Here is a 13,050-nt window from a genome sequence, read left to right as displayed (position 1 = left end):
CGGAAGGCCCAGCACGCGGGCACATGCGAGCCGATATCTTGGCGATCATCGGCTCGCTCGACATCGTGTTCGGGGAGATCGATCGATAGGCGCTCGTCGCTGTCGTTTTTGCTGCTAAAAATGGTCTTGGAGAAGAACATGACCGACACTCTTGCCGAGAAAACATGTACGCCTTGTCGCGGCGGCGTCCCGCCGCTCACGCGTGATGAAGCCCAACGCTTCCAGGCACAGGCTCCTGATTGGGAGCTGGGTGACGATGCCCACCGCATCCAGCGGAGCGTTCGATGCCGCAATTTCCGGGACGCGCTCACCCTTGTTCAGGAGATCGGTGAGCTCGCCGAAAGCGAGGGCCATCACCCCGACATCAGCTTCGGCTGGGGTTATGTGACGGTGTCCCTGAGCACCAAGAAGATCAAAGGACTGCACGAGAACGATTTCATCATGGCGAGCAAGATCGATCGGATGCTCGATCGCTCGGGGGGCCCCTCGACCGCCAACGGTGACACGGCAAATCCATTGCCAATCAAGTGAGGTCGTTTATGCCACACATCCGAACCGACGATCAGCCCGTCACCCAAATCACCATCGTCGATTCTGAACCGGACAAGCAGGCCGAGGCATTGTCCGTCGTGACCGAGCGAGCGCGCTTTATGGCGCGCCAGCCTGGCTTCATCTCAATCAGCCTGCATCGCAGCCTCGACGGGCGGCGCATCGTCAACGACGTCCAATGGCAGAATCGCGATCTCTTGCGATCGGCTCATCAATCGCCGGAATTCCGCAAGGAGTGGGGTCACTTCGATCAGTTGACGGACGAGATCGATCCCAATCTGTACGAGGTAGCCCAGGTGATAGATAGTGGTCAGTAGGCGTGCTGTTCAGGTGACCTGAACCGCCGGGTCGAGACAGCCGACATGAGCTGGTGAATTTGCATGCACCAACGGCCCCTCCATGCACCAGTGCTCTCCGGCGGGCCTGGGGGGCCGATCCGCAATGCACTACGTCGATGTTTCACATTTGACGGCAATCAAGAAAGACAGCGCCATTCGGGTCCACGGTTCCATTGTCCCGGACAAATTTCGATTTCACCGGGCGAGGAGAAGCAAGTGCCAGACAAGGATCGAGTTATTGGATCGGCCAAAAGGGCCAAAGGCACCTCACTCCGCATCGAACTTACGTGGCGCACTGCATAACACCGAGTTCGGGGCAGCATAGAAGAAGACCTCGAGCGAGGGACGCGACTACCCCGTCAAGCTCGACGATCCAAGCTTCTCCGCTCCGATATCTGCGAGCCCGGTCGAGACCGACACCGAGGGCGCGTTCTCGCTCATCGGGTCTCGCCGCGCCGCAGAGTGATCCGACCTAACACGAAGCCCAGCCGCAAGGCGGAGCTTCGCCATATTCAGGTTCGCCACTGCTTGGCACCTCTGTCAGATGCGGCACGTTACACTTGGCAGGTGCCTTGCGCGCCTTCCTCACCGGCGACTTAACTGCCATTGGGGTTGTTCACAACGCTCTCCGGCGAGCCGTGACGGCCCGCAGTAAACTTCGTCAACGCTTATGAAAGGTGCAACGGAATGGCCCAGATCGGAACCTTCACCTGCAACGACGACGGCTTCTTCGGCAACATCTCAACCCTGGCGCTCGACGGGAAGCTTGCCATCCTGCCCGCCGAGAAATCGAATGCCAAAATATGCCAGACCACCGCGTTCTCTACAAAGACATGGAGATCGGTGCGGCGTGGGATCGCACCGGCGAGAAGGCTGTCGCCCTCTCTCCGTATGCATCGACGATTCATCCTTCGTGCAACCCGATCCGCGCAACTCTGTTCCAATCCGATGCCGAGAAAAGTGCTTAGGGCCTGCACTGGAGCCGGCTCTCGGAGCGCGACGAGCGAGGCTGATCGGATGCTCCTATTGCGCCTCAGCGAGCCTTTCGCGTCAACTCGGGCGCTGGTTAAACACTCCGACCCGATCTCCCGTCAGGCGGCTGGCGTGCGTAGCGAAGGTCAAGGGCGGCGGGACGCTTGCCAATGGCTGCGGACGCTCATCGCGACGCAATTTGCGGCAAGCGGGTCGGCCGACGAAGCCTTGCCCTTGAAGCGAGCACGGCGGCAGACTGCCTGTGCGTCAGGATAGGGGTGCATGCACTGTCGTCCGCAGCACCATGACAATGATGTCTGCATGCTTGGCTCACCCATTCGGCGTCGGCTATTTGCGCGGAACCTCCCACGCATGGTGAATGGCGGGCGCGCTCCAGCAGCACGATCTTATCCGCTGATCCATGGTTTCCGGGAAGCTGCGCGCATCGCTGATCAATGGTGCGGTTTCCATTCCGACGCGCTCTCGGCAGGGAGCGGGCGAGGCGAGCGCCCTCCATTCGCCGGTTTTCGCGCACGGGCGATATCCGGAATGACGTTGCAATGCGTAGCGACCGTTGACGCGAATGTTGCGGCAGAGGCAGTGTTCGCGGCGATTCATTCGCCCAACAGTCGGTCGCCGACGAACGTTGCCGTAGTTGACTTAACTGCGGTCGAGCCTCGGCCGGATAGCTTGTGTGTCCGGCTGCGAGACCCGCCGCAGATAGCCTGTTTGTCCAGCGCCCTTCTACAGCGTCACGTTGACAGTGGCATTCCTGGTCGAATGCATTTCGGCTTGTTGCGTTGCGGGAATTGCGGTGGGAGGGTTGTTTCAGGAGGGGGCGGGACGGGAGGGACGGCAAGATAAAGCGAGCTGGCGCTCGCCCTCGCTTCGCTCGTAAGCGTCTGTCTGCACATTGTTTTTTCCGGCGCGTGCGGACACCGAGCGGCACGGCGCGAGGTGCGAAGGGTGCTGGTTGGTCCGTTATCCCACTGATCTGAACAGGAAAGTTTAGGTGCCGCAGCGATGTGCGATCCGCCATCCTACGCCACAGCAAGTCATTGCAGTCCATAGCATGCTCAGCGCTCCGGCCGTCTTGAAGCGCGAAATCCGACTCCCGATGCTGTCGTCATGGCAGATGGTGACAGCCACAGATTCCAAGTTCGCATCGGCCGGACGCGGAATGGGCGCGCGCCGGTCAATCTGCGGACGCTGCCTTTCGTGCGCCAGGTCGAGATCGCCGTCCGCAAGCAGGGCGGTAATCCCTATCGCATCGGCGCAAGCAGCGGAGCCGGGAATGGGAATGGCCGCTTCAATGCCCGCGGCCGCGGCGGCAAGGTGGTCTCAGCGTTGCCAAAGGACGGCGGCGGGTGGCGCCAGGATCCCAATGGCGTCCGCTTTCGTTCCCGCCGCGTCGTGGTGAAGGCGCGCGTCGTCAAGCTGCCGGGACGAGGGAAGGGGACCACCGGGCGCGGCCAAAAGTTTGTGACGACCAGCAAGGCTGTCGATGCGCATCTGCGCTATCTCCAGCGCGACGGCGTGACCAGGGACGGCGAAAAGGGCAGGGTGTACTCGGCCTTCGACGACGAGGCCGACGGCAAGGCCTTCGTCGAGCGCGGCCGCGGCGACCGGCATCAGTTCCGCTTCATCGTCGCGCCGGAGGAGCCGGCGCTGGGTGTGGTTCGAGGGGCAGCTCGATCTCGACCCTGATTGGATGGCTCATGGCCTATGGTCCAGCGACGATCGCAGCGAAAATAAGCACCTTTGCGCTTGCCTTGAAGGCTCCTATTCTGGAGGGTAGTATCCGCTCGTGGGCATAGAATGTCGGTACTGCCTTTCTTAAGAATTTACGCGCTGCTCAACGCGGTGCTGGCTGCGACTGGGTTTGTGGCGGTGGCTACGCTCACGACACCGGACCTGTCCGGACGAAGCAGACTGGCTTTGGCTGCCGTGCTCGCGGTCATTTGGGGCGTCTATCTCCTGGAATTGGCCGAGAAACTGCTCAAGCGCCGGGCGGGAGACGTTCGGGACAGGACGCCGGCAATCGCCATTGATGTGCTCGCGGTTTTGGTTCCACTCGCCGCATTTCTGCTCGTCGGCACGCCCGACCGGAGCCTCTACTGTGCTGTCTGGCTGCTGAAACCGCTGCGCGATTCAACTTTCTTCCCGCTGCTGGGCAGAATCCTGACCAACGAAGCGCGCAACCTGATCGGCGTCGCCACGGTCTTCGGCATCGTTCTTTTCGGTTTTGCGCTCGCAGCCTATGTCATCGAGCGCGACGTCCAACCGCAACAGTTCGGCAGCATCCCCCAGGCAATGTGGTGGGCGGTGGTCACGCTGTCCACCACCGGCTATGGCGACGCTATTCCGGAAAGCTTCGCCGGCCGCGTCCTTGCCGGGGCGGTCATGATGAGTGGCATCGGCATCTTCGCGCTCTGGGCTGGCATTCTTGCCACCGGCTTTTATCAAGAAGTCCGTCGCGAGGATTTCGTCCGCAATTGGCAATTGATCGCCGCCGTGCCGTTGTTTCAGAAGCTCGGCCCGGCCACGCTAGTCGAGATCGTGCGCGCATTACGACCTCGCATCGTGCCGGCGGGCGCTGTGATCTGCCGCAATGGCGAGACCGGTGATCAGATGTTCTTCGTCGTGGAGGGGCGCGTCAGCGTCGCGACGCCGAACCCGGTGGAGCTGGGCCCTGGCGCCTTCTTCGGCGAGATGGCGCTGATCACCGGCGAACCGCGCTCGGCGACTGTCAGCGCCACAACGGTGGTCTCACTCCTGTCGCTACACTCGGCGGATTTCCAGATGCTGTGCAGCAGCAGCCCGGAGATCGCAGAAATCATCCGCAAGACCGCGCTCGAGCGGCGTGGCGCGGCGCCTAACGGTTGACCGTATTAGACTAGGTGTTCGTCAGGAGGAGGATGCGATGCCAAGGGGGCCAATTGCCTGCCGATGGTGGCTGGCTGGAACTAAATGCTCTGCCGCTGCCGAACCACCCTCAATACAAATCGCCACGGAGTCGTAGAAAAATGCTTTAAAATCAACGCGGGAGGCGTTGCGGCGCTGCATCTCGACCGCACCATTAAATTCGAAAGCGGAATCTCTTGCCCGTTGAATTCGAGCACGGCAGGGAGCGTCCTTGTCGGGGCACGTGCTTTTTGCCTGATTGCGGTCGCGAGTTTGGCTTATGCGAAGTGGCCATCGGCGGGCATGGCCATCTATCGATAGGCGCACATGATTATTCGCGCACCAGGCGTCCGGTCGCCCACCAGATCACCGATACAACAACGATCGATGCGTAGCCGTCCACGGCATAGTGCCAGCCAGTGAACACCGATCCGTACAGGATCAGGGCTGCAAAGGTCCAACCCAGAACGCCAAGCCAGCGATTGATCGATGACAGCAAATAGGCGTTCAATGCGGCAAAGGCGACATGCATGCTTGGCATGGCCGAGATGCCGCCGCCAAGACTTGGCCGGCCGCTCTGGTAAGCCATCAGGAGATATGCCGCGGGTTTCCGCACCATGTAACTGTGGTCCAGCCTGTCCAAAGCCGCATTCAATCCGTGGAAGCGATCCACGCCGACAAAGTGGTGGTAGTAAACCGGTCCGACCGATGCCAGCGCCAGGGCCAAGACCGTTCCGAGGACGGACAACGTCAGCGCTGCTGCGCAGAGATAGCGGATGCGGGCAATCTCGTCCGACCAGAGCGACACGAAAAGGATGGTGCCGAACCACTGGTAAAACCAAATGACTTCGTAGCTGTTGAAGACGACGAACGACCAATTGTTGCCGTCGAGCTTATGGACGATCTCCCATGGCGGCATCCCGTGCAGCCATTCATCAGCATCGGCCAACCAGTTATCGGCATAGTATGGGACGACTGACGGGATGGCGATCTTGTAGGTAGAGAACGCGGTCAAGCTGGCAAAGAAGAACAGCAGCACCAGCAGACAACCGCGCCAGCGCCCTTGAACCAAATCCAGTGCGTAGCGAACCGGTTGCCGCCGGCCATGGACTAGCGCGGCACAGCAGACGCCACCGATAAACAACACCGGAATGCCAACAAGAAACTTGTGAGAATAGATTAAGGCTGACGTATAGAATACTTCTGGATATAGTGCAGATGCACCTAAAACGTATGTCGCCATGAACAAGGAGAGGCGCAATTGCCATATGGCGGAGGGCCTGTAGCGAGAGGCTTCCGTGGTTAGGGCCAAACCAATTTACCCGTTCTTAACGTTTCGCCGGAGAGACACATACACCGATAAGGTAAAAACCTTGCCGCCAGGTTTACTTTTCCCCGGTGGTCGACATTTGCCGGCTGGCCCGCATGCGGTGGATTGATTCCCTGAGCAATCTTGCATCCGCATTGCTGTCCATGCCCCCGCGTCAAGGAATTGCCCCAGAGCCTTGAGCCGGCCGGGTGTTTAAACACCGGTCACCGCTCCCCTGTTTGACATATCATAAGTTTTGGCTTATCATAAGTCATGATTTATGATTATGCAGGAATGGTAGCCTTGGCCGATCCGACGCGCCGCAAGGTGTTCGAGCTCATCGCCGATCGGCCACGCTCGGTCATCGATCTGACGCGAGTGCTTCCGGTCTCGCAGCCGGCGGTATCGCAGCACCTCAAGGTCTTGAAGGAAGCCCGGCTCGTCCGCGCAGAGCCGAAAGGTGCCAGCAACATCTATCATCTCGACCCGCATGGGCTCGGCGAGATGCGCGCTTGGCTCGACCGCATGTGGGCCGATGCGCTCGACGCCTTCAAACGGGAAGTCGACAACAGCAAGGAGAAGAGGAAATGACGACCATGATCAAGCCCGCGCCGGTCAGGAAGTCGGTGACGGTGGAGGTGCCGCTCGACAAGGCATTCGATGTGTTCACCACAGGATTCGGGCGCTGGTGGCCGGCTTCGCATTCGATCGGCAAATCCGCCCTGACGACCGCGGTGATCGAACCGAAAGCCGGCGGCCGCTGGTACGAGATCGGCGAGGATGGGTCACAATGCGATTGGGGCGAGGTTCTCGCCTGGGATCCGCCGTCCAGGCTGACGCTCGCCTGGCGCATTGGAGCCGGCTGGCGCTACGATCCGGCATTGCTGACCGAAGTCGAGATCCGCTTTGTCGCGCTCGGCGAGAACGCGACGCGTGTGGAACTCGAGCACAGGCTTCTGGAGAACATGGGCGAAACCGCAGAGGCGATGCGCGAGGCCTTCGAATCCGAGGGTGGCTGGAGCGGTCTCCTGGACCGCTATGCGGCTGAGGCCAAGCGCCACGCCGCCTGATCGGGAAGCCGTTAAGTCCAATATCCAGCGAGGCCGTCGCACCGTCGGCCTCGCCGTTTTTGAATCAGTGTCGATCTGCCCATCTGGTTGACCGGGGCGGGGAGATACGCTGCCCTTTACCTGCCGCCGCGAAGGTTTGCAGCGCCGCAGGTTTGTAGAACGTCCTCTCCTCCTACCATCCGGTATGCGCCGCGTCGTTTGGACGCGCGAACGGCGCTGTAGCAATTTGTCGTTGTGCATGGTCCTTTCGCAAAATCGATTCCGATTGTCAGGATCATGGTCTAGACCTGACAGGCACCTTATCCGGAAATCCGATGGCGGGAGGCGCTGGTGGAAGGCCAGGACGAACAGATGACCGGCGCCAGGGCGGCCGAGGAGCGCCGCGCCGACATCTATGACGAGGACGGCGTCATCCTGTCGTCGTTCCTCGCCCAGATCGGTGCCGCGATCGCCGATCGCGATACGCTGACGTTGAAGCGCGAAGTCGACGATCTGCATCAGTCGGAACTCGGCCACCTGCTCGAGGCGCTGCACCCGGAACAGCGACGCGCGCTGGTCGAATTGCTGGGCAAGGATTTCGATTTTTCCGCGCTGACCGAGGTTGACGAGGCGATCCGCCGCGACATCGTCGACAGTCTGCCCAATGCGCAGATCGCCCAGGCGGTGCAGGATCTCGATTCCGACGACGCGGTCTACATTCTCGAAGACCTCGACCAGGAGGACCAGGACGAGATCCTGTCGCAGCTGCCGTTCACCGAGCGGATCAGGCTGCGGCGTTCGCTTGACTATCCCGAAGAGACCGCCGGCCGCCGCATGCAGACGGAGTTCGTCGCCGTGCCGCCCTTCTGGACGATCGGCCAGACCATCGACTACATGCGCGAGGACAACAATCTTCCCGACCGTTTCAGCCAGATCTTCGTCATCGATCCGAGCTTCAAGCTGCTCGGCGCCATCGACCTCGACCAGATCCTGCGTACCAAGCGCTCGGTCAAGGTCGAAGAGGTCATGCATGAGACCAGGCATGCCATCCCGGCCACCATGGACCAGGAGGAGGCGGCACGCGAATTCGAACAATACGATCTTCTGTCCGCCGCCGTCGTCGACGAGAACGAGCGGCTGGTCGGCGTGCTGACCATCGACGACGTCGTCGACGTCATCCAGCAGGAGGCCGAGGAAGATCTGCTGCGCATGGGCGGCGTCGGCGACGAAGAACTCTCGGACAGCATCTTTTCGACCTCGCGCTCGCGCGTGCCCTGGCTGCTGGTCAATCTTTTGACGGCTTTCCTGGCGGCCTCGGTGATCGGCCTGTTCGACCGCACCATCGAGCATATCGTGGCGCTGGCGGTGCTGATGCCGATCGTCGCCGGCATGGGCGGCAATGCCGGCTCGCAGACCATGACGGTCACGGTGCGGGCGCTGGCGACCAGGGACCTCGACATCTACAATGCCGGCCGCATCATCCGCCGCGAAATCGGGGTGGGCTTCATCAACGGCATCATCTTTGCCATCCTGATCGGCCTCGTGGCTGCTGCCTGGTTCCACGATCGCAATCTCGGCGGCATCATTGCGGCTGCGATGATCATCAATATGTTCGTGGCGGCTCTGGCGGGCATCCTTATCCCGCTGCTGCTCGACCGCTTCAAGATCGATCCGGCTGTGGCTTCGGCGGTTTTCGTCACCACGGTCACCGATGTCGTCGGTTTCTTTGCCTTTCTCGGGCTCGCCACATGGTGGTTCGGCGTGCGCTGAACGTCACCTCAATTGACTTTTACGTAAATGCCATGCGAGGCTTTGAAAGGTGCCTTGTCCGCCGATTCTGGCACGCGCCCTGGGCGCCGGCGGCGCCGGCCAGTTGGAACTCGCGGCGTGGCCGGGGCATTGGAGTGACGATGCGGGAATATTATTCGATCACGGAGCTGACCCGCGAATTCGACGTGTCGACGCGGACGTTGCGCTTCTATGAGGACGAAGGGCTGGTGCAGCCAGTAAGACGCGGCCGCACTCGGCTGTTCCGTCCGTCGGACCGGCATCTCATCCGCCAGATCATGCGCGGCAAGAGGCTCGGCTTCTCGATCAACGAGATCCGCGAAATCATCCAGATGTACAGGGAGCCGCCCGGCGAGGTCGGCCAACTCAAATTGATGATCAAGCGCATCGAGGAAAAGCGCGAGGATTTGCGCCAGAAACGCCGCGACCTCGAAGAGACCTTGGCCGAGCTCGACCAGGCCGAGGAATCCTGCGTCGAGCGGCTGGTGGAACTCGGCGTCACGACATGAGCGTGGCGTCAGCGCCGGCTCAAATCCAGCGCCGCACCCTTTTGGCGTAGTCCCGGTATTTCTTGCCGAATTTGGCCGTCAGCACCTTCTCCTCGCTCTCGATCGTCAGCTTCTGCGTCAGGAACGCCGCGATGACCGCCAGCGGCAGGAACCAGGCGATCCCAGTGACAAAGGCGAGGCTGACCAGCAGCAGCGTGTTGGCGAGGTAGATCGGGTTGCGGCTGACGGCGAAGGGTCCGGTAGTCACCAGATGGTCAGGCACGCCGTTCGGGTTGAGCGTCGTCTTGGCGCGGATCATGGTGCGGATTGCCGTGAACCAGAGCGCGGCAACCGCCACCAACCCCACAAGGCCGGCGGCGAACAGGATGTCGCCGAGAAGATCGCCGATCCACGGCAGCGGATAGAACAGCCCTAGCGCGACGCTGACGATGATGGCGGCGATATAGATCAGCGGCGGCCATGGGATGTGCCCCAGCTTCGGCTGCCCAGGATTTTGCTGCACGGGTTTCGGGTGACTGTCGCTCATTATTGTCCTCCCTCGATTAGCGCGTTCCCGGTTCCGCCGCCTCGGTTTGGGCGGTGCAGGTGCCGGCGAGCTCGCCAATATGCGCCTTCCACTCCGGGGACTGGTCATTGCTGTAGAGCCGGTCAAGCGAGGCTTCGCCCTGGAGAGTGTCCAGCATGCAGGCACAATAGCTGGAGCAGAACTCGGTGTCGCGTGCCTGCTCGCAGGATATCTGGCAGGATTTCAGAAAACGCACCTCCCTGGTTTCGGCCTGCGCCGGCATGAATTGCGAAAACAGCCAGACCGAGCCGATCAGCACCGGCTGATGGATCAGATAGAAGGCAAGGCTGTGCCGGCCGATGAAGACCAGCGGATTTGCCCAGCGGCCGGGCGCCAAGGCCGACAGCCGCGTCAGCGCCCCGGAGGTGGCGGCGAGCTTGGTAACCGCGATGCCGGCAAGTACGGCGCCGAACCAGGGCAGCAGTGGAACGTAGTCGTTGGAGCGCGGGTTGGTCGCCGACAGGCCGACCCACCACAAAGCCGGATGATCGAAAAGCTCGGATCGCAAGTAGAAAGGCGCGGCAATAGCGAGGGCCGCCACGGCAAGCGTCAGTAGCGCCGGGAGGCGCAGGAACGCCAGGCCGAGCAGGCTGGCGAGCGCGATCTCGTGCAATATGCCGAAGAAGATGAAGCCGTCGGGCGTGGCGATGCGGGTGACCAGCGATATTGCGAGCGCTGCCCCGGCAACCATGGCGAAGCGCTTCCAGAAGCCGGTCCAGCGGATTTTCTTGCCATGGGCGAGATAGAGGCTGATGCCGACGAGGAACAGGAAGCTCGAGGCGATGCAGCGCGCGTAGATTTTCCACCCGCCGAAGGCGGTGAGGCCGGGATCGGTGTAGCCGAAGAATTCGAGGTCCCAGGTGAAATGATAGCTCGCCATGGCAAGCAAAGCGATGCCGCGTGCAATGTCGATAGCGGCGATGCGCTTCGACTTCGGTTGATCCTGAACGGCTGCGCTCGGCGTGTCGATGCTCATGGTCTCGCTGTCTTGGTTCAGCCCCGGCAAGACGACTATCACGGTTGCCACCGTCAAAAGAAGCAGGGCCTTGCGTCGCGTTGGCACCGGTCGGCATCAGAGCTGCTTTAGGCCAGAGCCGGAAAGCCTTTGGCCGGCGTGCTGGCGTTCTTCGGCCTGGGCGCGGTTTTCGCGACACTCGGCCTGCTGGCGGCGGCCTGCGGCTTCGTCACCTGGCGCTATCTGCCCAAATCGCTTGATGTGCGAGCGCCGCATGGCGCTCGCGCACCCAGTTGTGGAAGCGGTGCAAGTCGTATTCCTCGGGCATCAGTACGCCGGCCTTGTGGCGCATCGAGCGCAGGCCCATCTGGTTGACCTCGCAGATATCAGCATCCTCCTCCAGCACCTGGGTACCGAAGGCGACGATGTTGTCGATATCCGCGGCCGGTTCGGCGAGCGCTTCGCCTCGCGGCAGACGAGCAGCCAGTTGCGATACCAGATGGCCTCGAGATCGCGCTGATAGGCCGCGATGTCCCAATAGGCTGATGACGGCAGCGTCGGCTCGGCCTGCATCAGGCCGTTGTAGGGACCGCGCTCATTCGGGCTGGGTTGCATGCCGGCTTCCTCCCCATCCGCCAGCCGACACCCAGCTGCGAAAATTGTCAATCGCGGCGCCGGCCGACCGGCTTGGCGAGGCGGCGCATTCGCCACACGATCCGGCGGAATTTGGTTTGCCGGGCGCGGCGATTCTGCCTATAGTCGCTGATGTCGTCGGTTCCGTTTGGAACCAAGAGGGAATGCGGTGAGGGCAAGTTGTTTGCCCAATGCCGTGGCTGCCCCCGCAACTGTGTGCGGTAGTCCTCTCCATATGCCACTGAGGGTTCGCCTTCGGGAAGGTGGGGAAGGGCGCTGATCCGCGAGCCAGGAGACCTGCCGGCGACAGGAAACTGACTTCTATGCCCTCGGGTGGAGGGCGAAAGGACAAGACATGAATACCGCTTCCGTTTCGCTCGGCGCTTCCGCCTCCTCGCAGTCGCGTCTCATGCAGCTGGCGCTTGCTGCATTCCTCGGCATTTTCGTCATGGGCTTTGTCGGCTTCTCGCATATCGATGCGGTCCACAATGCCGCGCACGACTATCGCCATTCGATGGGCTTTCCCTGCCACTGACAAGGGGCTGACATCATGACACTGTTTCGCAACGTCGTGTTCATCGCGGCGATCGCAGGGCTTGTGGCCGGCGTGGCTCTCGCCTGCATGCAAGCCTATGCCACGGTGCCGCTCATCCTAAAGGCGGAAGTCTACGAACAGGCCGGGGGCGGCCATGACCATGCCGCGGCACCTGCGGCACCGGCCGAAAACGCCGCAGGCACGACGGCTATGAGCAGCGCTGCGCCGGCACCGGCTAAAGCAATGGCTCCGGCGGAAGACGAAGGCTGGGCGCCGGCCGACGGTTTCGAACGCTTTGCCTTCAGCGTCGTTGCCAATATCGTCACCGGCATCGGCTTTGCGCTGGTCCTGGTTGCGGTTTCGGAATTCGCCGGCGGCATCGGCAATTGGCGCCAGGGCCTGTTCTGGGGGCTGGCCGGCTTTGCCACGTTCACGCTGGCGCCGGGCCTCGGCCTGCCGCCGGAACTGCCGGCGATGCCGGCGGCCGACCTTGTCCAACGCCAGATCTGGTGGTGGGCAACAGTGGTGGCGACCGCCGCCGGGCTCGGCCTTATCGCCTTCCGCAGATCGTTGCCGCTGGCGATCCTTGCCGTGGCGTTGATCGTTGCGCCGCATATCGTCGGCGCGCCGCAGCCCGATAGTTTCGATACGGCGATCCCGGAAGGTCTGCATCATCAGTTCGTGGTGGCGGTGACGCTGACCAATCTGGTGTTCTGGCTGGTGCTCGGCGCGGTCGTCGGCGTGGTGCGCGGACGCTTCACGGGCACGGCGACCAGCCTGCGCGACAGCTTTGCCTGACCGCGCTGTCGGGGCACTGACCCTGGTCATCGGCGGTGGGGGGGCCGGGGCGGGGGCCCGGGGCCGGGGCGGGGGGGGGGGGGGGGCCGCCCGCGGGGGGGGGAGTGGCCGGGTGGGGGTTAAGAAAAAAGCGGCCCACAACACGG

15 protein-coding genes, 2 pseudogenes and 1 riboswitch are annotated in these 13,050 nt (G+C 62.1%); of the genes and pseudogenes, 13 read left to right on the top strand and 4 right to left on the bottom strand.

Features of this window, described 5'->3' with window-relative positions:
* Positions 1–14: 14 nt before the first annotated feature.
* From NKI59_RS30310 to NKI59_RS30280, 7 genes and pseudogenes are all read left to right on the top strand, one after another.
* Positions 15–89 (top strand): annotated as a pseudogene (locus tag NKI59_RS30310) (NADH-quinone oxidoreductase subunit D-related protein); the annotation flags it as partial.
* A gap of 49 nt (positions 90–138) precedes the next feature.
* On the top strand, positions 139–531 hold the full coding sequence (locus tag NKI59_RS30305) for a 4a-hydroxytetrahydrobiopterin dehydratase (RefSeq protein WP_352449979.1): 393 nt from the start codon (positions 139–141) through the stop codon (positions 529–531).
* Positions 532–539: 8 nt separating this feature from the next.
* Complete coding sequence (locus NKI59_RS30300; protein ID WP_352449978.1) at positions 540–866, top strand: antibiotic biosynthesis monooxygenase family protein; 327 nt, start codon at positions 540–542, stop codon at positions 864–866.
* A 358-nt stretch (positions 867–1,224) separates the two neighbouring features.
* Positions 1,225–1,353: pseudogene (locus NKI59_RS30295) on the top strand (DUF736 family protein); the annotation flags it as partial.
* A 337-nt stretch (positions 1,354–1,690) separates the two neighbouring features.
* Positions 1,691–1,855 (top strand): DUF736 family protein, encoded by a 165-nt coding sequence (locus NKI59_RS30290; protein ID WP_352449977.1) that lies wholly within the window; start codon positions 1,691–1,693, stop codon positions 1,853–1,855.
* A 1,132-nt stretch (positions 1,856–2,987) separates the two neighbouring features.
* The gene (locus NKI59_RS30285) at positions 2,988–3,566 is read left to right on the top strand and encodes a hypothetical protein (RefSeq protein ID WP_352708303.1); all 579 of its coding nucleotides are present in this window, start codon (positions 2,988–2,990) and stop codon (positions 3,564–3,566) included.
* Positions 3,567–3,677: 111 nt separating this feature from the next.
* Positions 3,678–4,745, top strand: coding sequence for a cyclic nucleotide-gated potassium channel (locus tag NKI59_RS30280; RefSeq protein ID WP_352708302.1), 1,068 nt, complete (start codon positions 3,678–3,680; stop codon positions 4,743–4,745).
* 349 nt (positions 4,746–5,094) lie between these two features.
* Here the strand turns inward: NKI59_RS30280 and NKI59_RS30275 are convergent, their stop codons facing one another.
* Positions 5,095–6,006: a phosphatase PAP2 family protein gene (locus NKI59_RS30275; protein ID WP_352708327.1), complete on the bottom strand. Its 912-nt coding sequence runs from the start codon at positions 6,004–6,006 to the stop codon at positions 5,095–5,097.
* Between the two features lie 339 nt (positions 6,007–6,345).
* Here NKI59_RS30275 and NKI59_RS30270 point away from each other — a divergent pair, with 339 nt between their 5' ends.
* The 4 genes from NKI59_RS30270 (at position 6,346) to NKI59_RS30255 (ending at position 9,418) form a co-directional block, all read left to right on the top strand.
* Positions 6,346–6,663: an ArsR/SmtB family transcription factor gene (locus tag NKI59_RS30270; RefSeq protein ID WP_352708300.1), complete on the top strand. Its 318-nt coding sequence runs from the start codon at positions 6,346–6,348 to the stop codon at positions 6,661–6,663.
* On the top strand, positions 6,660–7,142 hold the full coding sequence (locus NKI59_RS30265) for an SRPBCC family protein (protein WP_254818127.1): 483 nt from the start codon (positions 6,660–6,662) through the stop codon (positions 7,140–7,142). The genes NKI59_RS30270 and NKI59_RS30265 overlap by 4 nt, the downstream gene beginning before the upstream one ends.
* Positions 7,143–7,493: 351 nt before the next feature.
* Complete coding sequence (gene mgtE / locus NKI59_RS30260) at positions 7,494–8,891, top strand: magnesium transporter (protein ID WP_502894205.1); 1,398 nt, start codon at positions 7,494–7,496, stop codon at positions 8,889–8,891.
* A 140-nt stretch (positions 8,892–9,031) separates the two neighbouring features.
* Entirely contained in the window at positions 9,032–9,418 is a 387-nt protein-coding gene (locus NKI59_RS30255; RefSeq protein WP_023676566.1) for a MerR family transcriptional regulator, read from the top strand.
* Positions 9,419–9,437: 19 nt separating this feature from the next.
* Here NKI59_RS30255 and NKI59_RS30250 read toward each other — a convergent pair whose 3' ends face one another.
* From NKI59_RS30250 to NKI59_RS30240, 3 genes are all read right to left on the bottom strand, one after another.
* Complete coding sequence (locus NKI59_RS30250; protein ID WP_352454650.1) at positions 9,438–9,944, bottom strand: methyltransferase family protein; 507 nt, start codon at positions 9,942–9,944, stop codon at positions 9,438–9,440.
* A 16-nt stretch (positions 9,945–9,960) separates the two neighbouring features.
* Positions 9,961–10,959 (bottom strand): heparan-alpha-glucosaminide N-acetyltransferase, encoded by a 999-nt coding sequence (locus NKI59_RS30245; protein WP_352708298.1) that lies wholly within the window; start codon positions 10,957–10,959, stop codon positions 9,961–9,963.
* Positions 10,960–11,167: 208 nt separating this feature from the next.
* Positions 11,168–11,344 (bottom strand): SRPBCC family protein, encoded by a 177-nt coding sequence (locus NKI59_RS30240; RefSeq protein WP_352708325.1) that lies wholly within the window; start codon positions 11,342–11,344, stop codon positions 11,168–11,170.
* 349 nt (positions 11,345–11,693) lie between these two features.
* Positions 11,694–11,890: riboswitch (cobalamin riboswitch) on the top strand.
* Between the two features lie 36 nt (positions 11,891–11,926).
* Between NKI59_RS30240 and NKI59_RS30235 the strand changes: the two genes are divergently transcribed.
* Positions 11,927–12,106, top strand: a complete 180-nt coding sequence (locus NKI59_RS30235; protein WP_023676561.1) for a CbtB domain-containing protein — start codon at positions 11,927–11,929, stop codon at positions 12,104–12,106.
* Positions 12,107–12,121: 15 nt separating this feature from the next.
* Positions 12,122–12,904 (top strand): CbtA family protein, encoded by a 783-nt coding sequence (locus NKI59_RS30230; RefSeq protein ID WP_352708296.1) that lies wholly within the window; start codon positions 12,122–12,124, stop codon positions 12,902–12,904.
* The last annotated feature ends 146 nt before the right edge of the window (positions 12,905–13,050 follow it).

The sequence above is a fragment of the Mesorhizobium sp. M0598 genome (genome assembly GCF_040320865.1).
In the GTDB taxonomy this organism is placed as follows: domain Bacteria; phylum Pseudomonadota; class Alphaproteobacteria; order Rhizobiales; family Rhizobiaceae; genus Mesorhizobium.
This window is presented reverse-complemented; position numbering and strand designations above follow the sequence as displayed.

Bases quoted from the DNA above. Each gene is read 5' to 3' on its own strand.
- NKI59_RS30285 (WP_352708303.1), top strand. From the start codon at position 2,988: ATGGCAGATGGTGACAGCCACAGATTCCAAGTTCGCATCGGCCGGACG.
- NKI59_RS30290 (WP_352449977.1), top strand. From the start codon at position 1,691: ATGCCAGACCACCGCGTTCTCTACAAAGACATGGAGATCGGTGCGGCG.
- NKI59_RS30305 (WP_352449979.1), top strand. From the start codon at position 139: ATGACCGACACTCTTGCCGAGAAAACATGTACGCCTTGTCGCGGCGGC.
- NKI59_RS30255 (WP_023676566.1), top strand. From the start codon at position 9,032: ATGCGGGAATATTATTCGATCACGGAGCTGACCCGCGAATTCGACGTG.
- NKI59_RS30245 (WP_352708298.1), bottom strand. From the start codon at position 10,959: ATGAGCATCGACACGCCGAGCGCAGCCGTTCAGGATCAACCGAAGTCG.
- NKI59_RS30275 (WP_352708327.1), bottom strand. From the start codon at position 6,006: ATGGCGACATACGTTTTAGGTGCATCTGCACTATATCCAGAAGTATTC.
- NKI59_RS30230 (WP_352708296.1), top strand. From the start codon at position 12,122: ATGACACTGTTTCGCAACGTCGTGTTCATCGCGGCGATCGCAGGGCTT.
- NKI59_RS30300 (WP_352449978.1), top strand. From the start codon at position 540: ATGCCACACATCCGAACCGACGATCAGCCCGTCACCCAAATCACCATC.
- NKI59_RS30235 (WP_023676561.1), top strand. From the start codon at position 11,927: ATGAATACCGCTTCCGTTTCGCTCGGCGCTTCCGCCTCCTCGCAGTCG.
- NKI59_RS30280 (WP_352708302.1), top strand. From the start codon at position 3,678: ATGTCGGTACTGCCTTTCTTAAGAATTTACGCGCTGCTCAACGCGGTG.
- NKI59_RS30265 (WP_254818127.1), top strand. From the start codon at position 6,660: ATGACGACCATGATCAAGCCCGCGCCGGTCAGGAAGTCGGTGACGGTG.
- NKI59_RS30270 (WP_352708300.1), top strand. From the start codon at position 6,346: ATGATTTATGATTATGCAGGAATGGTAGCCTTGGCCGATCCGACGCGC.
- NKI59_RS30250 (WP_352454650.1), bottom strand. From the start codon at position 9,944: ATGAGCGACAGTCACCCGAAACCCGTGCAGCAAAATCCTGGGCAGCCG.
- mgtE (WP_502894205.1), top strand. From the start codon at position 7,494: ATGACCGGCGCCAGGGCGGCCGAGGAGCGCCGCGCCGACATCTATGAC.